The organism is Streptomyces macrolidinus, from assembly GCF_023887685.1.
GTDB lineage: Bacteria > Actinomycetota > Actinomycetes > Streptomycetales > Streptomycetaceae > Streptomyces > Streptomyces macrolidinus.
The window spans coordinates 60,095-81,710 of sequence record NZ_JAMWMR010000001.1 but is presented as its reverse complement, the minus strand read 5'-3'; the positions used below and the strand labels follow the sequence as shown (position 1 = coordinate 81,710).

Here is a 21,616-nt window from a genome sequence, read left to right as displayed (position 1 = left end):
GTCGGGTCAGGTCGGGTCGGGTCGGGTCAGATCTCGTACGTCATCCCCGGCGCGGTCAGTTCCACCGGCCCGTCGTACACCGCGCGGGCGTCCCGCAGGTTGACCTGGGGGTCCGTCCACGGCGGGATGTGCGTGAGGATCAGCTTGCGGGCCCTCGCGCGGGCCGCGGTCTCGCCCGCCTCGCGGCCGTTGAGATGGAGGTCGGGGATGTCCTCCTTGCCGTACGTGAACGCGGCCTCGCACAGGAACAGGTCCGCCTCGCGGGCGAGTTCGTCCAGGGCCGCGGTCACTCCGGTGTCCCCGGAGTACGTGAACGACCGGCCGCCGTGCTCGATGCGGATGCCGTACGACTCCACGGGGTGGCGGAGCAGTTCCGTGTGGACGGTGAAGGGGCCGATCTCGAACGTGCCCGGCTTCACGGTGTGGAAGTCGAAGACCTCGCTCATCGAGGAGGCGGACGGGGTGTCGGCGTAGGCCGTGGTCAGGCGTTGCTCGGTGCCTTCGGGGCCGTGGACCGGGATCGGGGCGCAGCGACCGCCGTCGTAGCGGTAGTAGCGCGCGACGAAGTAGGCGAGCATGTCGATGCAGTGGTCGGCATGGAGATGGCTGAGGAAGATCGCGTCGAGGTCGTAGAGACCGCAGTGGCGCTGCAGCTCGCCGAGGGCGCCGTTGCCCATGTCGAGAAGCAGCCGGAAGCCGTCGGCCTCGATGAGGTAGCTCGAGCAGGCCGATTCCGCGGACGGGAACGACCCCGAGCAGCCGACGACGGTGAGCTTCATAGAGCTGGAACCTCCGCGTGGCAGGGACGTGCAGAAGGCATGGACGGGGACGGTGACGGGGGTCGTGCGGTGCGTCGAGCGTAAGGCGCGAAGGGGTGGGTCGCTCCCCCGGCAGGGGTCGTTGTGGGGGAACTCACCTGTGGCATCACCGGTTCGGCTGGAGCGGCGGGGCACGGCGTGACGCGTGGGGTCGCGACAACGCGGGCGACCGGGCGAACGCGCCGGTACCGTCGACCATATGGACACGTCCTGGTGGCCGGCGCTGGCGGCGGTGGTGCTGCTCGCGCTGGTCGCGACGCTGGTGGACGGCTGGGGGCGCGGGCAGCGCCGCCGTCGCACGGCCGCCCGGGGGCGGGGGCTGCCCCGGGCGCATCCCCGGCCCGCCGAGATCTGGTGGACGAGCGTGCCGCACGAGAACCGGGAGGGCGGTGCGGAGCGGCCGTGTCTGGTGCTGGCGGTGCGCGGGGACAGCGCGACGGTCGCGCGGATCACCAGCAGGTACCACGACGAGCGGGCCGGGGTGATCCCGTTGCCGCCGGGGACGGTGGCCGACTCCCACGGCCGGCCCAGCTATCTGGAGACGGACGAGCTGCGGGATGTGCCGCTGTGGGACTTCCGGCGGCGGGTGGGAGTGGTGGATCCCCTGCTCTGGGACCAGGTGCGCTACCTCGCCGGATGAGGGGATGAGGGGATACCGAATGAGCGGCCTCAGCGCGCCGTCACCCGTACCGTGACCGTCCACCTCTGCACGCCCGGACAGGAGTTCTGGCCCGGTCGCCGGGCGCACAGGGGGCGGGTCGAGGTGAGCCGTGCGGTGCCGGGCGCGACCGCCTCGAAGGCGGCGACGGCGTCGCCCTTCCGTACGGCGACACCGGCGTTGACGGGCCGCAGCGCGCCGCCCGTGGCGGTGACGGGGGTCCAGGGCCGGTCCTCGCTGCCGTGCAGGGTCAGCCGGAGCCGCCCGCCGGTCGTCAGGCAGAGGGCGCGGCCGTCGTCGGCGGCGGTGAGCCGGACCTCGGCGGGGCACCCCCTCGGGGACGGCGGGGGCGCGGGCGATGCCGTGCCGTCGCGCTGGGTGCCGCACCCGGCGAGGAGGAGCGCCGCCGCGGCGACGGCGGCCAGGTGGAGGGTCCTACGGCGCATGGGCGGGCCGCCTTCCGTGCGGGGCTTCGGCTCGGTACATCGGCTCGGTACGGGTCTGACGTGCCTCCTCCGTATCAGGATCCCGTGCGATCCCTCGCCGTATCGGCGCCCGCTCGGACGGCGGCAGGGGCCAGGGCCCCGGTCGCGGGTGCGCGGCAGGGGCCCTGGTCGGGATGGTGTCGGTACGTCAGCTAGTCGTCACGGCGGTGTCGTCGACGACGAAGCTGGTTGGGACAGCGTGTCGGTGTGGGTGGTGCCGTAGCCGTCGAGCCTGGCGACGTACGAGCCGCCGTGCGCCGACTGGCCGCTTTCGTTGGTGATGACGCCGCTCGTCGTGGTTCAGCCGATGTTGCCGGCGGAGGTTGCCCTGCCGATGGAAGGACGAAGTCCGGGGGATTCCCCCGGACTTCGGGACTTCTGACTTCTGACTTCTGAACTTCTGGACTTCTGGCTTCTGGCTTCTGGCTTCTGGCTTCTGAACTTCTGCCTGGCTTCCGGTCAGGCCCAGAGCTGGCCGTGCAGGGTCTCGACGGCCTCTTCCGTCGTGGCCGCCGTGTAGACGCCCGTCGAGAGGTACTTCCAGCCGCCGTCGGCGACGATGAACGCGATGTCCGCGCTCTCGCCCGCCTTGACGGCCTTGCGGCCGACGCCGATCGCCGCGTGCAGGGCGGCGCCGGTGGAGACGCCCGCGAAGATGCCCTCCTGCTGGAGGAGTTCACGGGTACGGGCCACCGCGTCCGCCGAGCCGACCGAGAAGCGGGTGGTGAGGACCGAGGCGTCGTACAGCTCCGGCACGAAGCCCTCGTCGAGGTTCCTGAGGCCGTACACCAGGTCGTCGTAGCGCGGCTCGGCCGCCACGATCTTGACGTCCGGCTTGTGCTCGCGCAGATAGCGGCCCACGCCCATGAGCGTGCCGGTGGTGCCGAGGCCCGCCACGAAGTGCGTGATCGAGGGCAGGTCGGCGAGGATCTCGGGCCCGGTCGTCGCGTAGTGCGCGCCCGCGTTGTCCGGGTTGCCGTACTGGTAGAGCATCACCCAGTCGGGGTGCTCGGCGGCCAGCTCCTTGGCGACGCGCACGGCGGTGTTGGAGCCGCCCGCGGCCGGGCTGGAGATGATCTCGGCGCCCCACATCGCCAGCAGGTCCCGGCGCTCCTGCGAGGTGTTCTCCGGCATCACGCACACCATGCGGTAGCCCTTGAGCTTCGCCGCCATGGCCAGGGAGATGCCGGTGTTGCCCGAGGTGGGCTCCAGGATGGTGCAGCCGGGGGTGAGCCGGCCGTCCTTCTCGGCGTGCTCGATCATGTGCAGCGCCGGGCGGTCCTTGACCGAGCCGGTCGGGTTGCGGTCCTCCAGCTTGGCCCAGATCCGGACGTCGGGGGACGGCGAGAGCCGGGGCAGGCGCACCAGGGGCGTGTTGCCGACGGCGGCCAGCGGGGAGTCGTAGCGCATGATCCGTCAGGCCATACCGCCGGCCACGGCCGGCAGGATCGTCACGTTGTCGCCGTCGGCCAGCTTGGTGTCGATGCCGTCCAGGAAGCGGACGTCCTCGTCGTTCAGGTAGACGTTGACGAACCGGCGCAGCTCGCCGCCGTCCACGATCCGGGCCCGGATGCCCGGGTGGCGGGCCTCGAGGTCGGTGAACAGCGCGGCGAGGGTGTCCCCGCTGCCCTCGACGGCCTTCTGGCCGTCGGTGTACTGGCGGAGGATGGTCGGGATGCGGACCTCGATGGCCATGGTTGTGGACTCCTGTCGGAGAGTGTCGGGTCGGAGCGCACGGCAGCGCGGGAGCGTGGTGGTACGCGAGGGGCGCCGCGGCTCATGGCCGTACGAAGCGTACGAGGGCAGGCACGCGGCAGGGGCGCGTCAACAGATGGCGCTGGCGAGCCTGCACAGGTCGACGTGCAGCCGCGCCACGAGCAGGGCGCCCGGGGTCTTCTCGCTCACGTCGTCGATAACCATGCGCTCATCGTAACGATTCCCGGTCCGGGTTCTGGAAGGCCATCTCGCATGCCGGATGGACGCTGCCCGAAGTGTGGTCAGGGCCCGGTGCGGCCCGCTCGGCAGGCGTCGCTCGCAGGCCTCGCCCGGCGCCCCTCCGTACGGGTGGCTCAGTAGGCGTCCACGACCTTGACCTCCTCCTCGGTGACCTCGCCCTCGAGGATCCGGAAGGAGCGGAACTGGAACTCGCCGAGGCCGTCGGCGTCGGCTGTGGAGACGAGCACGTAGTGGGCGCCGGGCTCGTTGGCGTAGCCGATGTCGGTGCGGGAGGGGTAGGCCTCGGTCGCGGTGTGGGAGTGGTAGATGATCACCGGCTCCTCGTCGCGGTCGTCCATCTCCCGGTACAGCTTCAGCAGGTCCTGCGAGTCGAACTCGTAGAACGTGGGCGAGCGGGCCGCGTTGAGCATCGGGATGAAGCGCTCGGGGCGGCCGGCGCCCACGGGGCCGGCGACCACGCCGCACGCCTCGTCGGGGTGGTCCTCGCGCGCGTGGGCGACGATCTGGTCGTAGAGGGCCTGGGTGAGGGTCAGCATGGGGGTCAGGATAAGCAGAGGGGCTGTCTCGTACCGAGAGTCGGTACGAGACAGCCCACATGCTGGACGTCCGGAGCCTGCCCGCGGTCCGCCGGACCTCCCGGGCCGCGCGTCAGCGCTTGCGGAAGGCCGCGGCCTGCGGGTTGCGGCTCCTGAGCACGACGTACGAAACGGCGAGGACCAGACCCCACAGCGGGGCGCAGTACAGCGAGACCCGGGCGTCCTTGTCGATGCCCATGAGCACGATCACCATGAAGATGAACAGCAGCGCGAAGTAGCTGGTGAACGGTGCTCCCGGGGCACGGAACTCGCTCTTCGGCAGCACCCCGCGGTCCGACTTGGCCCGGTAGCGGATCTGGCAGATCAGGATGACGATCCAGGCCCACATGCCGGAGATGGTCGCGAAGGACACCACGTAGTCGAACGCCTTGCCCGGCCACTGGTAGTTGATCCAGACGCCGACCAGCATCAGCGCGGCGGAGAACGTCGTCCCGACCAGCGGGGTGCCGCTGGGCGTCAGCCTGGTGAAGGCCTTCGGGCCCTGACTGTTGAGCGCCAGGTCACGCAGCATGCGGCCGGTGGAGTACATGCCGGAGTTGCAGGACGACAGCGCGGCCGTGAGGACGACGAAGTTGACGATGCCCGCGCCCGCAGCCAGGCCCATCTCCTGGAAGGCCTTCACGAAGGGGCTCATGCCCCCGTGGAAGCTCGTCCACGGCACCACCGAGAGGATCATGGTCAGCGCGCCGATGTAGAAGACGGCGATCCGCCAGGGCACCGTGTTGATCGCCCTCGGCAGCACCTTCTTGGGGTCCTTGGACTCGCCCGCGGTGACACCGACCAACTCGACGGCGAGGAAGGCGAACATGACCATCTGGAGGGTCATCAGCGTGCTGCCGACACCGTTCGGGAAGAAGCCGCCGTCCTTCCACAGGTGGGTCACGGAGGCGGTCCCGGCGGCGTCGGAGAAGCCGATCGTCAGGACGCCGACGCAGATCAGGATCATGCCGACGATCGCGGTGACCTTGACCATGGAGAACCAGAACTCCAGCTCACCGAAGAGCTTCACGGAGATCAGGTTGGCGCCGTAGAGCACGATCGTGAAGATCAGGGCCGAGAGCCACTGCGGCATGTCGAACCAGTACGTCATGTAGGCCGCCGCGGCCGTCACCTCGGTGATGCCGGTGACCACCCAGAACAGCCAGTACGTCCACCCGGTCACGAAGCCCGCGAACGGGCCGATGAACTCGCGCGCGTACTCCGAGAACGAGCCGGAGACCGGGCGGTACATCAGCAGTTCGCCGAGCGCGCGCATGATCATGAAGATGACGACGCCCGCGATGGCGTACGCCAGGATCAGACTGGGGCCGGCCTTCGCGATGCCCTTGCCCGCGCCCAGGAACAGGCCGGTGCCGATGGCACCGCCGATGGCGATCATCTGGATCTGCCGGGTACCGAGCCCTCGCTGGTAGCCCTCGCCGCCCTCGGCCGCGCCGTCGGCGGCCTCGCCGCCGTCGTGCTGCTGGTCGACCTGCGCTGAGGTCATGGTGGTGCGCCTTTCTCCATCCCGATCCAGGCCGAGCGGCGGCCTTCTTCGGATCGGGTCTCGAATCCCCCCGGACTGATGGAGTTGTTGCCTGGCCGACGGTCGCCGGCTCGGTGGCGCACCCGACCGGACATGGGTGGCGTCCGACGGGCGGTGAGAAGGTTTACCACGGCAGCGGTGATGATCGGGCGTCAGAGATATGACACACATCACCGGAAGAAGCGGACAAAACGCCACTGAAGCGGGCGTACGGGGTCATCGTTGTGATGCGATCGTTATCCGGATGATCAAGTTCGCTCAGCGGACACCAGGGTGCGGAACGGAAGATTCCGCACCCCGCGCGTCAGTGTCCGCACCCAGCACATCGGCGGATATCGGCGCACATCCGGGAATCGGGATCGATCAGGGCATACCGATCAAGGCATAAGGGTCGCGACGAGGGTCTCCTGAAGGCCGCCCAGCCAGAGGTACGCCATCACCATCGGCTTGCGCGGGTCCTCGTCGGGCAGCCGGTACAGCTCGTCGGTCTCCTCCTCGTCGGAGACCTCCAGCCGGGAGCCGATCGCGAGACGCAGATCGTTCAGGGCGCCGAGCCACTGCCGCGACGCCTCGGGCGACAGCTCCAGGACGGCCGCCTCCTCGCCCACCGGGGTCAGCGCGTCCAGCGAGCGGATCACCGCGAGGGCGTTCTCCCGCTTGCCCGCGCGCAGGTCGTTCTCGGTGAAGCGGCGGAACTCCGCGGAGTGGGTGCGCCGCTCCTCCGCCTCCTCGGGCGTGGCGGGGTCGGTGCCGGGGCTGCTGTAGGCGTCCGGGAACAGACGGCGCAGCACCGGGTCGTCCGGCGGCTCGCTCGGGCCCTCCGTGAACAGCTCGGCGAGCGGGTCCTGCGGGGCGTCGGCCGCCCCGGGGCCCGGCCCGATGAGTTCCAGCAACTGGAGGGCCAGCGACCGGATGATGGAGATCTCGACCTCGTCGAGTGCGACGGCCGCGCCGCCGCCGGGGAGCGGTTCGAAGTGTCCTGGCATGGGGTCTTTTCAGTGCTCGGCGGGCCTGCTGACTACTTGCGGTCCTGCTGAAGTGTGGCCCACAGACCGTAACCGTGCATGGCCTGCACGTCGCGCTCCATCTCTTCGCGCGTACCACTGGACACCACCGCCCGGCCCTTGTGGTGGACGTCGAGCATGAGCTTGGTGGCCTTGTCCTTCGAGTAGCCGAAGTACGTCTGGAACACGTACGTCACATAGCTCATGAGGTTGACCGGATCGTTGTGCACGATCGTCAACCAGGGGACGTCCGGCTCAGGGACGGCGAACGCTTCCTCCGCCGACTCGGTCTTCTCGATCTCAAGGGGTGCGGGAGCCGTCACAGGCCCCATGCTGCCACCACTGGGGGGTGCACGCACAAACCGAGGCCACAAATCGTCAGACTGACGAGATGAAGGTACGATCGTCCACCATGGAGACAGCGGACCTTGGGCTGCCGGTGGACGTTCCCTCGACGGCGCTCTTCACCGACCACTATGAGCTGACGATGCTGCAAGCCGCCCTGGAGGGCGGCACCGCCGAGCGGCGGTCCGTGTTCGAGGTCTTCACACGGCGGCTGCCCGAGGGCCGTCGCTACGGCGTCGTGGCGGGCACCGGGCGGGTCCTGGACGCGGTGGAGAACTTCCGCTTCGACGCGGGCCTCCTCGGCTTCCTGCGCGAGCGCCGGGTCGTCGACGACGCGACCCTGCAGTGGCTGGCCTCGTACCGCTTCAGCGGCGACATCTGGGGCTACCCCGAGGGCGAGGTGTACTTCCCGGGCTCGCCGATCCTGCGGGTCGAGGGCAGCTTCGCGGAGTGCGTGCTCCTGGAGACCGTGATCCTGTCGATCCTCAACCACGACTCCGCCGTGGCCGCCGCCGCCTCCCGGATGTCCTCGGCCGCCGGAGGCCGGCCACTGATCGAGATGGGCGCCCGGCGCACCCATGAGCTGGCCGCCGTGGCCGCCGCGCGCTCCGCCTACGTCGGCGGCTTCGAGACCACCTCCGACCTGGCCGCCGGGTTCCGCTACGGCATCCCGACGGTCGGGACGTCCGCCCACGCCTTCACGCTGCTGCACGACACCGAGCGGGACGCCTTCCGCGCCCAGGTCGACTCGCTGGGCCGGGACACCACGCTGCTCGTGGACACCTACGACGTCGCCGAGGCCGTGCGGGTGGCCGTCGAGATCGCCGGGCCCGAGCTGGGCGCCGTCCGGATCGACTCCGGCGATCTGCTGCTGGTCGCGCACCGGGTGCGGCAGCAGCTCGACCGGCTGGGCGCGACCGAGACGAAGATCGTCGTGACCTCGGACCTGGACGAGTACGCGATCGCCTCGCTGGCGGCGGCGCCCGTGGACGCGTACGGCGTCGGGACCCAACTGGTGACGGGGTCGGGCCATCCGACCTGCTCGATGGTCTACAAGCTGGTCGCCCGCGCCGAGTCCGCGGACCCGAAGGCCCCGCTGCTGCCGGTGGCGAAGAAGACGACCGGCGGCAAGACCTCCGTCGGCGGGCGCAAGTGGGCGGCGCGGCGCGTGGACGAGCACGGGGTGGCCGAGGCCGAGGTCGTCGGCACCGGTCCGGTGCCGCCCGAGCTGGCGGACCACCAGTTGCTGGTCCAGTTGGTCAAGGCCGGCCAGGTCGTGGCCCGCGAGCCGCTGGACGTCGCCCGCGACCGCCATGCCGCCGTACGCGACCGCCTGCCGCTGTCGGCGACCCAGCTCTCCCGCGGCGAGCCGGTGCTTCCGACCGAGTACCTCTGACGCGTACGGCGTACGCCCGGCCCTTGCCCGACGCCCCTCTTGGCACCCTGGAGGTGAGTAAGGGCGGGGTGTGGGCTCGGGCCCGCGGGTCCCACGGGGCATGAACCGGCCACCCGCGGGAATGCAACGGCAGCGTGCCCGCGCACCCGACGCGACACGACACGACCTGCCCCGCCCGTCCCACCCGCGAAGCCCCACCCGAGCACCGCCGAGCCGAAGGACACCGACCATGCGCCGCGCCCTGATCGTCGTAGATGTGCAGAACGACTTCTGCGAAGGCGGCAGCCTCGCGGTGTCCGGCGGCGCCGATGTGGCCGCCGCGATCACGGAGCTGATCGGGCAGGCTCCCGCCGGGTACCGCCATGTCGTCGCCACCCGTGATCATCACATCGCCCCCGGTGGCCACTTCGCCGACGACCCGGACTACGTCCGCTCCTGGCCCGCGCACTGCGTGGCGGGCACCGAGGGCGTGGGCTTCCATCCGAACTTCGCCCCGGCCGTCGCCTCCGGCAGTGTCGACGCCGTGTTCGACAAGGGGGCGTACTCGGCCGCGTGCAGCGGGTTCGAGGGCGTCGACGAGAACGGGGTGGCGCTGGGCGACTGGCTGCGGGAGCGGGAGATCGACGAGGTGGACGTGGTGGGGATCGCCACCGACCACTGTGTGCGCGCGACCGCTCTGGACGCGGTGCGGCAGGGCTTTCGCACGCAGGTCCTGCTGGATCTGACCGCCGGAGTGGCCGAGGACACCACAGAGCGGGCGCTTCAGGAGCTGCGCTCGGCGGGCGTGGAGCTGTCGGGCAAGCCGGTCGTCTGACCGGTCTCCCCGGTCACCGGTCATGTCCGGGTCGTGGGCTTGCGCAGCAGGGCCCTGATCGGGTGCCACAGCTCCTCGGTCAGCTCCGGGGACGCGGCGGCGGGGGCCGTGCGCCAGACCAGGTGGTCGGGGTGGTGGAGGACCGCGGTGATCTCGTCGGGGGTCGGCGGTGCCGCGTTGCCGCGGAGATAGACCGCGCGCAGCCCGAGGTTGCGCAGCCGCGTCAGGGCGCGGGCCCGGTTGCGGGCCAGTACGAGGAAGCGCACCGCGCCGTCGCCCGCTCCTGGGCCGGGCAGGTTCAGCGCCACCACCACGTTGCCGCTCGGCAGCTTGCAGAAGCCTCCTACGGCCATGCGCGTCACCCTCCTGTGAGACCCGGTGGTGCCTCTGAGAGAGCCACAGCGGCATCTGAACACGATCGGCGGCGACCCGCCAGGGGTCACCGCCGATACGCTTCTGACCTGCGACGATGCGGATTACTTCACCGCGGGGCCCACCTTGAGGTCGACCGTGGAGCCGTCCTTGGCCATGTTCTTGATCTCGATCTTGGTGTTGGTGTCAGTGACCTTGACACCACCGGTCGGGTTCGACTCGTCGTAGTAGGTGTTGGTGTGGTCGTTGAAGACCGACACCCCCTTCTGCGACTTGATCGTCACCGGCACGTCCGCCTTGTGCAGCGTGATCGCGTCGGTGGGCTCCAGGGTGAACGTCGAGTCGTACGCCTGGAACCGGTTGCGCAGCAGCGTGCCGTCGGTCCACTTCAGCGCCGCCGGGTGCGCGTCGACCGGCAGGATCTTGCCGGTGCCCTTGTGCACGCCGGTGTTGTTGTTCGCCTGCGAGGTGTCCCACTTCCAGATCAGCAGACCGTTCTGGTAGGGGATGTGCTCGACCCAGTCCGGACGGGTCGTCGAGAAGCCGAAGTTGTACGGGCCGGTCTTCAGGGTCTTGTCGTACGACACGTACTGACGGTTCTCGGCGATGTAGTACTGCTCGTAGTCCTTGGTGAAGGACGCGCCGATACGGGAGAAGCCGTCCGCCGTCCACGCCGGGTCCTCGCTCTCCGCGTCGTCGGAGAAGAGGGTCGTGCCGTCCGCGGTCACCGCGATCTGGTCGGCTGCGAAGCCCTTGAGCGCCACACCGCCGTCCGTCTGGTAGCGGAAGCGCACGTCGATCTTCTTGCCCGCGTAGGCGTCCAGCGGGTACGACAGCTTCGCGTACGCGTCGGTCGAACCGGTCAGACCCGGCTTGTCGCTGGCGTCGCGCGGGATCGGCTGGCCGTTCACCGTGCCGTCGATGGCGGTCCAGTTGGCGCCGCCGTCGGTCGACACCTCGGTGTAGAGCCAGTCGTAGTCGGACTCGATGTCGTACCAGCCGTCCAGGGACAGCGTGGCCGAGGACTTGCCGGTGAGGTCGACCGAGCGGGTCAGCGTGCTGCGCAGATCGTCGTCGCTGCCGCTCCACCACTGGGTGGCGCCCTGGGCGGGGGTGACCACCTCGGTGGTGACGGCCTTGTCGGGCAGCGAGACGACCAGCGCCTGCTTGTCCTTGGTGTTGTACTCGGCCAGGCCCAGCTTGTGCGAGGATTTCTCGCCGGCCTTGGCCGTGTCGTAGTTGAGCCAGCCCAGCTTGAGCTTGTCCCAGGCGTTCATGTCGCCGGGCAGGTCGCCGATGGCCTCCCTGCCCGTGCCCAGCCAGGAACCGGACGACATCAGCGTCCAGAAGCCGGTGGAGTTCTCGCCGCCGTTGGTGTCGTACTCGTCCGGCAGGCCGAGGTCGTGGCCGTACTCGTGGGCGAAGACGCCGAGTCCGCCGTTCTCCGGCTGGATGGTGTAGTCGCCGACCCAGATGCCGGTGTCGCCGATCTGGGTGCCGCCGAGCTTGTTGCCCTCCGGGCCGGTCAGGCCGGCGTCGGTGCCGAACGCGAACCAGCGGTGGGCCCAGATGGCGTCGTCGCCCTGGGCGCCGCCGCCCGCGGACTCGTCCTCGCCCGCGTGCACGATCTGGAAGTGGTCGATGTAACCGTCGGGCTCGTTGAAGTCGCCGTCGCCGTCGTAGTCGTTGCGGTCCCACTGGTCGAACTTGGCGAGTTCGGCACGGATCTCGTCCGTGGTCATGCCCTCGGCCTTGCGCTCGGCGACCCAGGCGTTGACGCCGTCCTGGACCGCGTACCAGGCGGCGGCGTCGCCGGCCTCGTTGGAGCCGTAACGGGCCTCGTTGTAGGGGACCTTGACCCAGTCGGTCACTTCGCCGTCGACCGAGTAGCGGCCCGAGGACTGCTTCTCGTAGTACTTCTTCAGCGACTCGGTGTCCTTGCCGGTGCCGAAGTACAGGTCCTGGTAGTGCTTCTGGTCGTAGTCCGCCTTCCAGTCCGTGCTGTTGTCCTTCGCACGGTCGGGCGCGGCGATCTGGTTGTGCAGCGGGCCGGGCGTGCCGCCGTACTCGCTGATCTTGTCACCGAACTCGACCAGGATCGTGAAGATCTTGTCGGTCTTCTCGCGGCCCAGCTCGACGTACTTGCCGTGGCCCTTCTTGCCCTTGAGCTGGACGACCTTCGAACCGTCCTGGTCCTTGACCTTCGCCTGGCCGGCGATGACCTGCTTGAGGGCCTCTTCGCGCTGCGCGTCCTGGGTCTTGCTGAGCGGACTGCCGAAGTCGTGCGTCCGCTGCTTCTCCGGCTGCGGGTCGTGCCGGTTCACGGCGGCAGGCTTCGTGGTGGCGTTCGCCGCCGCCACCGCGAAGGTGGTGAACGTGGCCGAGGCGGCCGCAAGGGTCACACCTATCGCAGCCGCTCTGAACGTCCAGGTTCTACTGTTCACTTGATGAATTCCTCCCCGGCGCGTCCGATCGCGCGGAAGAGGAGGTCCCGGACAGGGAACGGTCCGCGCGTGGGGCACGCGTATGCCAAGTGACGACATTTGACCGGAGGTTTAGAAGAAAAGACAGATCTTGACTTGGACTGGTCAAGTGCACTAAGGCGTCGGGGTGTTGCCGGGTGGACGGCATAGTCCCCTGTCAACCGGCGCGCGCATAGGTCCGGTTGGCGGATCGCATGACTCCGTGCGCCCCCTGTGCACCGGCACCGTGGGTTAGGTCACGCTTACCAGCCGTTCCGTTCGGGCATGCAGGCGAATAGAGTTGACGGGTGAACCGCTGGAATGGCGATGGATTGCGTTGTCGACACCGTTGTCACCCCACGATTCACAGCCAGGCCGCTTGCGCACCACTTGCCTCATCAGTGTCCGCTTCCTCCCCCACAGCGTGAGGCACGGGGGGAGGCCACCCCACCCCGAGGAATGGCCATGCCTCGTCCGACCTCCGCACAGCTCGCCTACGGCTCCTCCACCGTGATCTTCTCGACCCTCGCCATGTTGCTGCTGTCGCAGACGAGTTCGGGCCTGGGTATCGCCGTGATCGCTCTCGCGGCGCTCGCGCTCGGGCTGCTCGTCGCCATGACGGTCCCTTTGCCGAAGTCCGCGTCGGCCGCGGCCGGACAGCCCGCCGAGGCCGTCCGTCCGGGGGCGTCCGTCGGCTCCGGCTCGCGCACCGAGTCCGTACGCGAACCGGCGGGTCCATGACCTGCGAACCGGCGGGTCCATGACCTGCGAACCCGCCGGCTGACGCGGACACCACCGCCCTTGCGCTCAGCGCCCGTTCACGCCGTGCTGACCACCACGGTCCTGGCCGCCTTGTCGTGCAGACCCTGCTTGTAGGGCCGGTCGAAGAAGCTCCAGCCACCGCAGATGATGGTCCAGACGATGGCGCAGCAGAACGCGAACGGGAGCCACAGCACCGCCGCGCGGATCAGCGAGGTCTGCAGGGACGGGGTGGCGCCGTCGGCGAGATTGGCCACCCGCAGGTTCATCAGCTTCTTGCCGACGGTCTGCCCGTTCTTGCTGATCAGGTAGGTGTCGTAGGCGGTGTAGAGGATAGCGGCGATCACCGACTGCCCGATGGACCTGCTGGCCTGGATCTGGTCGTAGCTGACGTTGTAGTTGGTCTGGTGGAACGCCAGGGACAACAGCCAGACGACGATCCCGACGAGGATCATGTCGATGACCCTCGCGATCACGCGCTTGAGGCTGTCGGCGAGCGGGGGCATTCCGGCGAGGGGGCTCCTGTCGCCGTAGGGCCCACCCGAGTACGGGCCGCCCCCGTACGGTCCACCCCCGTACGGGCCGCCTGAGTACGGGCCTCCGGAACCAGGGGGTGGTGCGCCGTACGGAGGTTGACCGCCGGGGGGTGGTGCGCCGTACGGGGGTTCGCGGCCGGGGGGTGGCTCACCGTACGGGGGTTCGCCGCCCGGTGGAGGAGCGCCTCCGTGGGGCGGCCAGCCGCCGGGCGGGGGCTGCTGTCGTCTGGACGGGTCGGGGTCCGGGTAGCCCTCGGGGCCAGGGGGCGGCGGTTCGGTGCTCATGGCCCGAGTCGACCCCGAACCCCCCGACTCCGCATCCGTACAGGTCCGTCCGGGTCAGCCCGATACGAACGTGTGTGCGGCCTTGTCGTGCCAGCACTGGCGCCAGGGCCGGTCGAACACACACCACAGCACGCCGACGACCCCGACGAGCAGCAGACCGGGCACGCCGTAGACGAGCCAGCGGACCAGCGCCTTGCCGAAGCGCGGCGGCTCATGGCCCTCGATGTCCCGCACCTGGAGGCCGCACAGCTTCTTGCCGAGCGTGCGGCCCCAACGGGCCGTGGGCAGCGCCTCGTAGAGGACGCCGAAGCCGAGGAACACGGCGAGCACGACGGCGAGATACACCGAGGTCGTGCCGTCGAGCAGCCACACCGTGACCGTCTCCCCGGACAGCCTGGCCGCGTCGAGCTTGGCATTGACATGGTCGATCGCCTTGGTGCCGAGCGGCACCGCGACCGCGCCCGTGGCCAGCGCCAGGACCAGGGTGTCGAGCAGCCTTGCGGCCAGCCGTCTGCCGAGGCCCGCGGGCCGGGCCGAGGCCTGGGCGCGGGCGGCGGCCTGGAACGGGTCCTCCACCGGGGGCTTCCACGGGGCGACGGGCTGCTCGTCGGCGGCCGGACTCGCGAGGTGCTGCACCTGCTGCGCCCAGGAGGTCGGCCGCTGCTCGCCGGGCTCGGGCATGGCGGGCGAGGCGGCGGCCTGCCGGGGGAAGCCGGGGACGGCCGGAGGCGGGTGCGAGCCGACGGACTGCTGGGCCGGCAGGTCCACCGAGGGCCGCGCGGGCGGGGACGCGGCCCTCCGCGGGGCGGGCTCCGGTGTCTCGGGGGCCGCGCTCGCCGGACGCGGATCGGCGGGCTGCCCCGTACCGGAACCGGCCGCCCGTGTGCTTCCGCCCTGCTCCCCCGTGCGCGGGGAGAGCGCACGGAACTTCATGGTGCCGTCGGAAGGGGCGGGGCCCTCGGTACCGGCGGAACCCTCGGCGCGCGACGGCCTGCGGAAGACGACGGTGCCGTCCGGGGCCGGGGAGTCGGCGGGCGGGATCGTCGCCGTGCCGTCCGTCCGGGGCGCCGCGTCCTCGGGGGCGCTCACGAGCGGGAGGCGCGGGTCGGCGCCCTGGGGCGCACCCCAGGCCACCCGGTGGTCCGGGGCGCCGCCGAAGCCGGACTGCCGGGCGGGCTCGGCGCCCCAGGCGGAGGCCGGTTCCCGGCCGCCTCCGGGCTCGTCCTCGGCCGTCACCTGGGCGGGCTCGTCCTCGTCGAAGAAGTGCGGCCCGGTCTCCTCCACCGAGGGCTGCGCGGGCCGCACGCCGGGCGGCGGGGGCAGCGGGCGGCCGTCGGTGGGCGCCGGCCTGCTGGTGCCCGGCACCCAGGAGGCGCCGTTCCAGTACCGGACATATCCAGGGATGGATGGGTCCGGGTAGTACCCCTCGCGGGGCCTGTCGTCACCGGGTGCCGGGGTTGGGGCGCTCATGTCCGTCGTCCCGTATCTGCTCGGGGGGTTGGGTCGGCCTCCACATCTATCAGACCCGCGCACCTGTCAGGGGCGGACCGCCCGTACCCGCCCCTGTCCGGGCGACCCCGGAGGTCAGAAGAGCTTGCCCGGGTTGAGGATGCCCAGCGGGTCGAAGACCTGCTTGACCGCTTGCTGCAACTCCACGCCCACCGGCCCGATCTCGCGGGCCAGCCACTCCTTCTTCAGGATGCCCACGCCGTGTTCGCCGGTGATCGTGCCGCCGAGTTCCAGGCCGAGCGCCATGATCTCGTCGAACGACTCGCGGGCGCGCCGGGTTTCGTCGGGGTCCTGCGCGTCGAAGCAGACGACCGGGTGGGTGTTACCGTCGCCCGCGTGGGCGCAGACACCGATGGTGAGCCGGTACTTCTCCGCGATGCGTTCGACGCCCTCGATCATCTCGCCGAGCCGGGAGCGCGGTACGCACACGTCGTCGATCATCGTCGTGCCCGCGGTCGCCTCCAGCGCGGGCAGCGACAACCGCCGTGCCTGGAGCAGGAGTTCGGACTCGGCGGCGTCGTCGGCCGGGACCACCTGGGTGGCGCCCGCGGCCTCGCACAGCGCGCCGACCGCGGCGAGGTCCGCCGCCGGGTCCGCGGTGTCGAAGGCGGCGAGCAGCAGCGCCTCGGTGGTCTCGGGCAGGCCCATGCGCGTCAGTTCGTTGACGGCCTTGACGGTGGTGCGGTCCATGAGTTCGAGCAGGGAGGGCACATGCCCTCCGTCCATGATCCGGCACACGGCCTCGCAGGCGGCGGCAGCGGAGGCGAACTCGGCGGCCAGGACGAGCTGCTGGGGTGGGCGGGGCTTCAGTGCGAGGGTGGCGCGTACGACGATGCCGAGCGAGCCCTCGGCGCCGACGAAGAGCCGGGTGAGGTCGTATCCGGCGACGCCCTTGGCCGTACGGCGGCCGGTGGACAGCAGGCGGCCGTCGGCCAGGACGACGTCGAGTCCGAGGACGTACTCGGCCGTCACCCCGTACTTGACGCAGCACAGTCCGCCGGACGCGGTGCTGATGTTGCCGCCGATGGTGCACGTCTCCCAACTGGAGGGATCCGGCGGGTAGAAGAGGCCGTGTTCGGACACCGCGCGGGAGAGCGTGGCGTTGACGACACCGGGTTCGACGACGGCGATGCGGTCGACCGGGTTGATCTCCAGGATGCGGTCCATCCTGGTCAGCGAGAGCACGATGCAGCCGTCGGAGGCGTTGGCCGCGCCCGACAGGCCGGTGCGGGCACCCTGCGGGACGACCGGGACGCGCAGGGCGGTGGCGGTCCGCATGATGTGCTCGACCTCTTCGACGGTGCGCGGCAGCACGACGACGGCCGGGGCGCCGGCCGCGCAGAAGCTCGCCATGTCGTTCGCGTACGAGGCCGTGATGTCGGGGTCGGTGAGGACGGCCTCGGCGGGCAGACCGTCGCACAGGCGGCTGACGAGGTCGCCCGTGACGTCGTCGCGCGGGGCTTCGATACGGCTCATGATCTCAAGCGTCGCACCCGGGGGCGGCGCTGTGAAGCCCGTCGCCGCCGGGCGATGCGGCGAAGGCATCGCCCGGCGGGTGGCGTACGGCGCGGGTTACAGGTTGCCGCGCTTGGCCTGCTCGCGCTCGATGGCCTCGAAGAGGGCCTTGAAGTTGCCCTTGCCGAAGCCCATGGAGCCGTGGCGCTCGATGATCTCGAAGAAGACCGTCGGGCGGTCCTGGACCGGCTTGGTGAAGATCTGCAGCAGATAGCCGTCCTCGTCGCGGTCGGCGAGGATCTTCAGCTCGCGCAGGGTCTCGATCGGGACGCGGGTGTCGCCGACCCACTCGCCGAGGGTGTCGTAGTACGAGTCCGGCGTGTCCAGGAACCGCACCCCGGCCGCCTTCATCGTCCGTACCGTCTCGACGATGTCGTTCGTGTTGAGCGCGATGTGCTGGACACCCGCGCCGCCGTAGAACTCCAGGTACTCGTCGATCTGGGACTTCTTCTTGGCGATGGCGGGCTCGTTGATCGGGAACTTGACCTTGAGCGTGCCGTCCGCGACGACCTTGGACATCAGCGCGCTGTACTCGGTCGCGATGTCGTCGCCCACGAACTCCTTCATGTTCGTGAAGCCCATGACCTTGTTGTAGAAGCCGACCCACTCGTTCATGCGGCCCAGCTCGACGTTGCCGACGCAGTGGTCGACCGCCTGGAAGGTGCGGCGGGCGGGGGGCTCCACGATCGGGGCGGCGGCGACGTAGCCCGGCAGGTACGGGCCGTCGTAGCCGGAGCGCTCGACCAGGGTGTGGCGGGTCTTGCCGTAGGTGGCGATCGCGGCCAGGACGACGACGCCGTGCTCGTCCTTCACCTCGTGCGGCTCCTCGACCGAGTGGGCGCCCTGCTCGATGGCGTAGGCGTACGCGGCGCGCGCGTCCGGGACCTCGATGGCGAGGTCGATCACGCCGTCGCCGTGCTCGGCCACGTGCTCGGACAGGAAGGCGCCCCACTCGGTCGAGGGCTTGATGACCGAGGTGAAGACGAACCGGGCGGAGCCGTTCTCCAGCACGTAACTCGCGGTCTCGCGGCTGCCGTTCTCGGGCCCGGAGTAGGCGACCAACGTCATGCCGAAGGCGGTGGAGTAGTAGTGAGCCGCCTGCTTGGCGTTGCCCACGGCGAAGACGACCGCGTCCATTCCCTTGACCGGGAAGGGGTCTGCCTCGCGCGCGGTGCCGGGGGTGTGCTGTGTGGTCTGCGTCATAGCGGCAGCCTCACTCGCGTCCGCAAGGTGCGCAATAGTTTGCGCATCCACTGGGCACTCTGTTCAGCACTACGCCCGCATCGGCGGGCGATCTGTACAGGATGACCATGGCGGGAGCGGTATGGCGATCGATCATCTGGATGCCCGGCTCATCGTGCTGCTGGCGCAAGAGCCGCGGATCGGCGTGCTGGAGATGTCCCGGCGGCTCGGGGTCGCGCGCGGCACCGCGCAGGCGCGGCTGGACCGGCTGCAGTCGAAGGGGGTGATCCGCGGCTTCGGGCCGCAGGTGGACCCGGCGGCGCTCGGCTATCCGGTCACGGCGTTCGCGACGCTGGAGATCCGGCAGGGGCAGGGCACGGAGGTACGGGCCCATCTGGCGACCGTCCCCGAGGTGCTCGAACTGCACACCACCACGGGCACCGGGGACATGCTGTGCCGTCTGGTGGCGCGGTCGAACGCGGATCTGCAGCGGGTGATCGACCGGGTCGTCGGGTTCGAGGGCATCGTGCGGGCCTCCACGGCGATCGTCATGGAGAACGCCGTACCGCTGCGGATCATCCCGCTGGTGCAGCAGGCGGCGGAGGACCAGGGACGGCTTTAGCTCCAATGGGGCGCTGACGCCGCCGAGTTGGGGCGGCGCGAGTTCCAAAGGATTGGTTGCAAAGAACCCGTTGCAACGAGTTCTTTGCAACGCTATCTTCGGACCCATGAACGAGCCCCAGAACTCTCAGGTCCGTGAACTCGACGCCCGCTCGCTGCGCGGACTCGCGCATCCGCTGCGCATGCGGCTGCTCGACTCCCTGCGCTTCGACGGACCGGCCACCGCGTCCCAACTGGCGCAGAAGCTGGGCGAGTCGAGCGGTTCGACCAGCTACCACCTGCGCCAGCTCGCCGCGCACGGCTTCGTGGAGGACGCGCCGGAGCGATGCAAGGGCCGGGAGCGGTGGTGGAAGGCGGTGCACCGGGGCCTGCGCCTCGACGACGCCCTCCTCCAGGACGAGAACCCGGAGGTACGCGGCGCCGCGGCCCTCTACCTCCACGAGGCCGCGACCACACAGATGCGCGATCTGTCGACCTGGCTGGGCAACCGCCACACCTTGCCGGAGGAGTGGAACCACGCCGGGGACATGAGCAGCGCGACGCTACGGCTGACGCCGGAGCTGACCCGCGAACTCGTCCTGAAGATGCACGCGCTCATCGACGAGTACCGCGATCTGCCCGCCACCGAGGACGACCCGCAGGCCACGCGCGTACGCATCCACACGCACGCCTTCCCCCTCGCCACGGACTGACGCGACCGTGCGGATCGCACGGATTGAGCGGATTGCACGTATCGAACCGCACGGACCGACACGGACTGACACGACCGAAAGGCAACGACGATGAACACCGACACCCGCCTCGCCCTGCACCACGCCCGCGCCGCCGACCTCCGCGCCCAGGCCGACGCCGATCACCTCGCCGAGACGGCCAGGCAACCGCGCGACCTGCGCGTACGTCTCGGCTGGACGCTGGTGGAGGTCGGCCTGCGGATGGCCTCGGCACCTCGGCCCGCCGTCGCCTGCTAGTACGTCAGCAGGTCGGTACCGTGCCCGTCCCCTTCTCCAGGGACACCAGCGCGTCGACGGCGCTCTTGAGCGTCGTCACCGGGACCAGGCGCAGGCCCTTCGGCAGTTCCGCCTTCGCGTCGGTGCACTCCGCCCTCGGGACCAGGAAGACGCTCGCGCCGTCGCGGTAGGCGGCCTGGGTCTTCAGGGCCACCCCGCCGACCGCGCCCACCCGGCCGGACGCGTCGATGGTGCCCGTACCGGCGACGGTACGACCGCCCGTGAGGTCACCGCCGTGGCCGTCGCCCTGCAGCTTGTCGATGATGCCGAGCGTGAACAGCAGGCCCGCGCTGGGGCCGCCGACGTCCGCGAGCTTCAGGGTGACCTTGACGTCCTTGTCGCTGAGCTTCAGGTACTTCAGCGCCGCCCGGGTCGCCGCGTCCTGGGACTGCTTCATCTGCTCGGTGTTGTGCCGCTCGATCTCCTGGAGGTTGTTGCCGCTCGGGTAGACCGCGTCGCGTGGCATCACCGCGCGGTCCGTACGGTTCCAGCCGTCGATCACGTCACCGAGGTGGACGCGCACGTCGGGGCCCGTGGCCACGATGGTCGTCATCCGCAACTGGCCCTTGGTCGTACGGGTGGGCGCCCCGCTGATCGTGATCACGGGGGCGCCCTTGTTCTCGCCGAGGACGTTCGCCGTCATACCGGGCTGCGCCACGGAGAACGGCAGCGGCGCGAGAGCCGCCGTGGCGAGCAGGGCCACGACGGGCAGGGCACAGAGGGCGACGGCCTTGGGGCGTGAGAGGCGAGAGAGCACGGAGTCAATCTAACGTGAGCGCGCGCCGCGGCCGGGCGCCGGTCAGACCGCGGAGCCAGCGGGCTTCGCTTCGTCGGGGCGGGTGAGGGTGTACCAGCCGTCCCGGGACATGGCCGTCGCGCGGAACCCCTCGGCGAAGGCCTCGGTGAGGACCTCGCGGAGGGCATGGCGCCAGCGCCGGGCGAGGGCCGCGTCGGCGGCGCGCAGGGTGACGATGTCGTCGGGGACACGGCACCACAGGCGCCGTCCGTCGTGGGCACGCCGTACGAGCGGGGCGCCGTCCGGGGCCGTGCGGGTCTCCCCCGCTCCGGCGAAGTCGGCGGCGGTGGGGTCACCGTGCGCGGACGGGCTCCGGGGTGCCGTCAGGTCCCAGGTCACGGTCAGCCGATCGCTCTCGTCGCCGTCGTTCACCCCGTCGGCCATCGGACCGTAGAAGTCGACCAGGTACTCCGTGCCGGTCGCGCCCAGCTTGACCAGGTTGAAGCGGGCGTTGCGGCCCACCAGCGGGTCGAAGGTCCAGCGCAGCGTGCGGGCGCCGTGCTCCAGGGCCCAGACGCGCTGCGTCTGCTTGACGGCGTACCCGACGCCGCGGTCGGCCGCCGCCACCAGGGAGTACGCGTCCGCGGCGGCGGGCGGGCCGAAGACGGCGACGCAGGCCCCGGCGAGCCGGTCACCGTCGGCGGTGTACGCGGCGTGCACGGCCCCGCCCGCGTGCACCAGGCTGTGCAGCTCCTCCGCGGGCAGCGGCGGGGCGTGCCGCGGGGTCCGCCAGACGTCGCTGAAGTAGTCGGCCACGGCGGCGAGGCCGGTGACGTCGTGCACGGTACGCAGGTGGACGCCCGCGGCGCGGGCGGCCTCGTCCGCGAGCCGAGCCGCCCGTTCCCGAAGGTCCGTCTCTGCTGTCATGGGTCGAGTCTGCCCGCTTCGGACCGGCTGAAGTACCGGCCGGACGACAGGAGTTGCGGGCGTTGACGGTGTGAGACGGGGACGTCGGCGGGGGTCGAGGACGGCGGC

24 protein-coding genes are annotated in these 21,616 nt (G+C 70.5%); 7 read left to right on the top strand and 17 right to left on the bottom strand.

Going from position 1 to position 21,616, the window contains the following annotated elements; all coding sequences use genetic code 11:
• Positions 1-26: 26 nt before the first annotated feature.
• Positions 27-779 carry an MBL fold metallo-hydrolase gene (locus NGF19_RS00355; RefSeq protein WP_252421309.1) on the bottom strand — a complete coding sequence of 251 codons (753 nt, stop codon included), beginning with the start codon at positions 777-779 and terminating at the stop codon, positions 27-29.
• 238 nt (positions 780-1,017) lie between these two features.
• Here NGF19_RS00355 and NGF19_RS00350 point away from each other — a divergent pair, with 238 nt between their 5' ends.
• A complete protein-coding gene (locus NGF19_RS00350; RefSeq protein ID WP_252421308.1) occupies positions 1,018-1,458 on the top strand; it encodes a type II toxin-antitoxin system PemK/MazF family toxin in 441 nt (146 codons plus the stop codon).
• A 29-nt stretch (positions 1,459-1,487) separates the two neighbouring features.
• Here the strand turns inward: NGF19_RS00350 and NGF19_RS00345 are convergent, their stop codons facing one another.
• The 8 genes from NGF19_RS00345 to clpS all read right to left on the bottom strand — a co-directional run bounded on the left by NGF19_RS00345 (position 1,488) and on the right by clpS (position 7,374).
• A complete protein-coding gene (locus tag NGF19_RS00345) occupies positions 1,488-1,922 on the bottom strand; it encodes a hypothetical protein (RefSeq protein ID WP_252421307.1) in 435 nt (144 codons plus the stop codon).
• A gap of 498 nt (positions 1,923-2,420) precedes the next feature.
• Positions 2,421-3,371 (bottom strand): PLP-dependent cysteine synthase family protein, encoded by a 951-nt coding sequence (locus NGF19_RS00340; RefSeq protein WP_252421306.1) that lies wholly within the window; start codon positions 3,369-3,371, stop codon positions 2,421-2,423.
• Positions 3,372-3,377: 6 nt separating this feature from the next.
• Entirely contained in the window at positions 3,378-3,656 is a 279-nt protein-coding gene (locus tag NGF19_RS00335) for a MoaD/ThiS family protein (protein ID WP_252421305.1), read from the bottom strand.
• Between the two features lie 129 nt (positions 3,657-3,785).
• Positions 3,786-3,881: a putative leader peptide gene (locus NGF19_RS31075; protein WP_365618530.1), complete on the bottom strand. Its 96-nt coding sequence runs from the start codon at positions 3,879-3,881 to the stop codon at positions 3,786-3,788.
• A 149-nt stretch (positions 3,882-4,030) separates the two neighbouring features.
• Positions 4,031-4,453, bottom strand: a complete 423-nt coding sequence (locus NGF19_RS00330) for a M67 family metallopeptidase (protein WP_252421303.1) — start codon at positions 4,451-4,453, stop codon at positions 4,031-4,033.
• A gap of 112 nt (positions 4,454-4,565) precedes the next feature.
• A complete protein-coding gene (locus tag NGF19_RS00325; protein ID WP_252421301.1) occupies positions 4,566-5,999 on the bottom strand; it encodes an amino acid permease in 1,434 nt (477 codons plus the stop codon).
• Between the two features lie 416 nt (positions 6,000-6,415).
• The gene (locus NGF19_RS00320; RefSeq protein WP_252421299.1) at positions 6,416-7,024 is read right to left on the bottom strand and encodes a DUF2017 domain-containing protein; all 609 of its coding nucleotides are present in this window, start codon (positions 7,022-7,024) and stop codon (positions 6,416-6,418) included.
• A gap of 32 nt (positions 7,025-7,056) precedes the next feature.
• Entirely contained in the window at positions 7,057-7,374 is a 318-nt protein-coding gene (gene clpS, locus NGF19_RS00315) for an ATP-dependent Clp protease adapter ClpS (protein WP_252421297.1), read from the bottom strand.
• An 80-nt stretch (positions 7,375-7,454) separates the two neighbouring features.
• Here clpS and NGF19_RS00310 point away from each other — a divergent pair, with 80 nt between their 5' ends.
• Together NGF19_RS00310 and NGF19_RS00305 are read left to right on the top strand one after the other, a co-directional pair.
• Positions 7,455-8,783 carry a nicotinate phosphoribosyltransferase gene (locus NGF19_RS00310; RefSeq protein ID WP_252421296.1) on the top strand — a complete coding sequence of 443 codons (1,329 nt, stop codon included), beginning with the start codon at positions 7,455-7,457 and terminating at the stop codon, positions 8,781-8,783.
• Between the two features lie 229 nt (positions 8,784-9,012).
• Positions 9,013-9,597 carry a nicotinamidase gene (locus NGF19_RS00305; protein ID WP_252421294.1) on the top strand — a complete coding sequence of 195 codons (585 nt, stop codon included), beginning with the start codon at positions 9,013-9,015 and terminating at the stop codon, positions 9,595-9,597.
• A gap of 20 nt (positions 9,598-9,617) precedes the next feature.
• On the opposite strand, the gene NGF19_RS00300 is transcribed toward NGF19_RS00305, so the two are convergent.
• Entirely contained in the window at positions 9,618-9,950 is a 333-nt protein-coding gene (locus NGF19_RS00300) for a hypothetical protein (RefSeq protein ID WP_252421292.1), read from the bottom strand.
• 123 nt (positions 9,951-10,073) lie between these two features.
• A complete protein-coding gene (locus tag NGF19_RS00295) occupies positions 10,074-12,413 on the bottom strand; it encodes an immune inhibitor A domain-containing protein (RefSeq protein WP_252421291.1) in 2,340 nt (779 codons plus the stop codon).
• A 483-nt stretch (positions 12,414-12,896) separates the two neighbouring features.
• Here NGF19_RS00295 and NGF19_RS00290 point away from each other — a divergent pair, with 483 nt between their 5' ends.
• Entirely contained in the window at positions 12,897-13,172 is a 276-nt protein-coding gene (locus tag NGF19_RS00290; protein ID WP_252421289.1) for a hypothetical protein, read from the top strand.
• 77 nt (positions 13,173-13,249) lie between these two features.
• On the opposite strand, the gene NGF19_RS00285 is transcribed toward NGF19_RS00290, so the two are convergent.
• The 4 genes from NGF19_RS00285 to hppD form a co-directional block, all read right to left on the bottom strand.
• Positions 13,250-14,011, bottom strand: a complete 762-nt coding sequence (locus NGF19_RS00285) for an RDD family protein (protein WP_252421287.1) — start codon at positions 14,009-14,011, stop codon at positions 13,250-13,252.
• Positions 14,012-14,065: 54 nt separating this feature from the next.
• On the bottom strand, positions 14,066-15,481 hold the full coding sequence (locus NGF19_RS00280; protein ID WP_252421285.1) for an RDD family protein: 1,416 nt from the start codon (positions 15,479-15,481) through the stop codon (positions 14,066-14,068).
• 114 nt (positions 15,482-15,595) lie between these two features.
• Positions 15,596-16,996: an FAD-binding oxidoreductase gene (locus NGF19_RS00275; RefSeq protein ID WP_252421284.1), complete on the bottom strand. Its 1,401-nt coding sequence runs from the start codon at positions 16,994-16,996 to the stop codon at positions 15,596-15,598.
• Between the two features lie 96 nt (positions 16,997-17,092).
• Positions 17,093-18,238: a 4-hydroxyphenylpyruvate dioxygenase gene (gene hppD / locus NGF19_RS00270; RefSeq protein ID WP_252421282.1), complete on the bottom strand. Its 1,146-nt coding sequence runs from the start codon at positions 18,236-18,238 to the stop codon at positions 17,093-17,095.
• Between the two features lie 121 nt (positions 18,239-18,359).
• Between hppD and NGF19_RS00265 the strand changes: the two genes are divergently transcribed.
• From NGF19_RS00265 to NGF19_RS00255, 3 genes are all read left to right on the top strand, one after another.
• Positions 18,360-18,839: an Lrp/AsnC family transcriptional regulator gene (locus NGF19_RS00265; protein WP_252421280.1), complete on the top strand. Its 480-nt coding sequence runs from the start codon at positions 18,360-18,362 to the stop codon at positions 18,837-18,839.
• A 106-nt stretch (positions 18,840-18,945) separates the two neighbouring features.
• Positions 18,946-19,530, top strand: a complete 585-nt coding sequence (locus NGF19_RS00260; protein ID WP_252421278.1) for an ArsR/SmtB family transcription factor — start codon at positions 18,946-18,948, stop codon at positions 19,528-19,530.
• Between the two features lie 90 nt (positions 19,531-19,620).
• Positions 19,621-19,806, top strand: a complete 186-nt coding sequence (locus tag NGF19_RS00255; RefSeq protein WP_252421276.1) for a hypothetical protein — start codon at positions 19,621-19,623, stop codon at positions 19,804-19,806.
• Positions 19,807-19,810: 4 nt separating this feature from the next.
• Here NGF19_RS00255 and NGF19_RS00250 read toward each other — a convergent pair whose 3' ends face one another.
• Positions 19,811-20,602: a S16 family serine protease gene (locus tag NGF19_RS00250; protein ID WP_252421274.1), complete on the bottom strand. Its 792-nt coding sequence runs from the start codon at positions 20,600-20,602 to the stop codon at positions 19,811-19,813.
• 42 nt (positions 20,603-20,644) lie between these two features.
• Positions 20,645-21,508, bottom strand: a complete 864-nt coding sequence (locus tag NGF19_RS00245) for a chorismate synthase (protein ID WP_252421273.1) — start codon at positions 21,506-21,508, stop codon at positions 20,645-20,647.
• Positions 21,509-21,616 lie beyond the last annotated feature (108 nt).

Bases quoted from the DNA above. Each gene is read 5' to 3' on its own strand.
- NGF19_RS00355 (WP_252421309.1), bottom strand. From the start codon at position 779: ATGAAGCTCACCGTCGTCGGCTGCTCGGGGTCGTTCCCGTCCGCGGAA.
- NGF19_RS00350 (WP_252421308.1), top strand. From the start codon at position 1,018: ATGGACACGTCCTGGTGGCCGGCGCTGGCGGCGGTGGTGCTGCTCGCG.
- NGF19_RS00345 (WP_252421307.1), bottom strand. From the start codon at position 1,922: ATGCGCCGTAGGACCCTCCACCTGGCCGCCGTCGCCGCGGCGGCGCTC.
- NGF19_RS00340 (WP_252421306.1), bottom strand. From the start codon at position 3,371: ATGCGCTACGACTCCCCGCTGGCCGCCGTCGGCAACACGCCCCTGGTG.
- NGF19_RS00335 (WP_252421305.1), bottom strand. From the start codon at position 3,656: ATGGCCATCGAGGTCCGCATCCCGACCATCCTCCGCCAGTACACCGAC.
- NGF19_RS31075 (WP_365618530.1), bottom strand. From the start codon at position 3,881: ATGGTTATCGACGACGTGAGCGAGAAGACCCCGGGCGCCCTGCTCGTG.
- NGF19_RS00330 (WP_252421303.1), bottom strand. From the start codon at position 4,453: ATGCTGACCCTCACCCAGGCCCTCTACGACCAGATCGTCGCCCACGCG.
- NGF19_RS00325 (WP_252421301.1), bottom strand. From the start codon at position 5,999: ATGACCTCAGCGCAGGTCGACCAGCAGCACGACGGCGGCGAGGCCGCC.
- NGF19_RS00320 (WP_252421299.1), bottom strand. From the start codon at position 7,024: ATGCCAGGACACTTCGAACCGCTCCCCGGCGGCGGCGCGGCCGTCGCA.
- clpS (WP_252421297.1), bottom strand. From the start codon at position 7,374: ATGGGGCCTGTGACGGCTCCCGCACCCCTTGAGATCGAGAAGACCGAG.
- NGF19_RS00310 (WP_252421296.1), top strand. From the start codon at position 7,455: ATGGAGACAGCGGACCTTGGGCTGCCGGTGGACGTTCCCTCGACGGCG.
- NGF19_RS00305 (WP_252421294.1), top strand. From the start codon at position 9,013: ATGCGCCGCGCCCTGATCGTCGTAGATGTGCAGAACGACTTCTGCGAA.
- NGF19_RS00300 (WP_252421292.1), bottom strand. From the start codon at position 9,950: ATGGCCGTAGGAGGCTTCTGCAAGCTGCCGAGCGGCAACGTGGTGGTG.
- NGF19_RS00290 (WP_252421289.1), top strand. From the start codon at position 12,897: ATGCCTCGTCCGACCTCCGCACAGCTCGCCTACGGCTCCTCCACCGTG.
- NGF19_RS00285 (WP_252421287.1), bottom strand. From the start codon at position 14,011: ATGAGCACCGAACCGCCGCCCCCTGGCCCCGAGGGCTACCCGGACCCC.
- NGF19_RS00280 (WP_252421285.1), bottom strand. From the start codon at position 15,481: ATGAGCGCCCCAACCCCGGCACCCGGTGACGACAGGCCCCGCGAGGGG.
- NGF19_RS00275 (WP_252421284.1), bottom strand. From the start codon at position 16,996: ATGAGCCGTATCGAAGCCCCGCGCGACGACGTCACGGGCGACCTCGTC.
- hppD (WP_252421282.1), bottom strand. From the start codon at position 18,238: ATGACGCAGACCACACAGCACACCCCCGGCACCGCGCGCGAGGCAGAC.
- NGF19_RS00265 (WP_252421280.1), top strand. From the start codon at position 18,360: ATGGCGATCGATCATCTGGATGCCCGGCTCATCGTGCTGCTGGCGCAA.
- NGF19_RS00260 (WP_252421278.1), top strand. From the start codon at position 18,946: ATGAACGAGCCCCAGAACTCTCAGGTCCGTGAACTCGACGCCCGCTCG.
- NGF19_RS00255 (WP_252421276.1), top strand. From the start codon at position 19,621: ATGAACACCGACACCCGCCTCGCCCTGCACCACGCCCGCGCCGCCGAC.
- NGF19_RS00245 (WP_252421273.1), bottom strand. From the start codon at position 21,508: ATGACAGCAGAGACGGACCTTCGGGAACGGGCGGCTCGGCTCGCGGAC.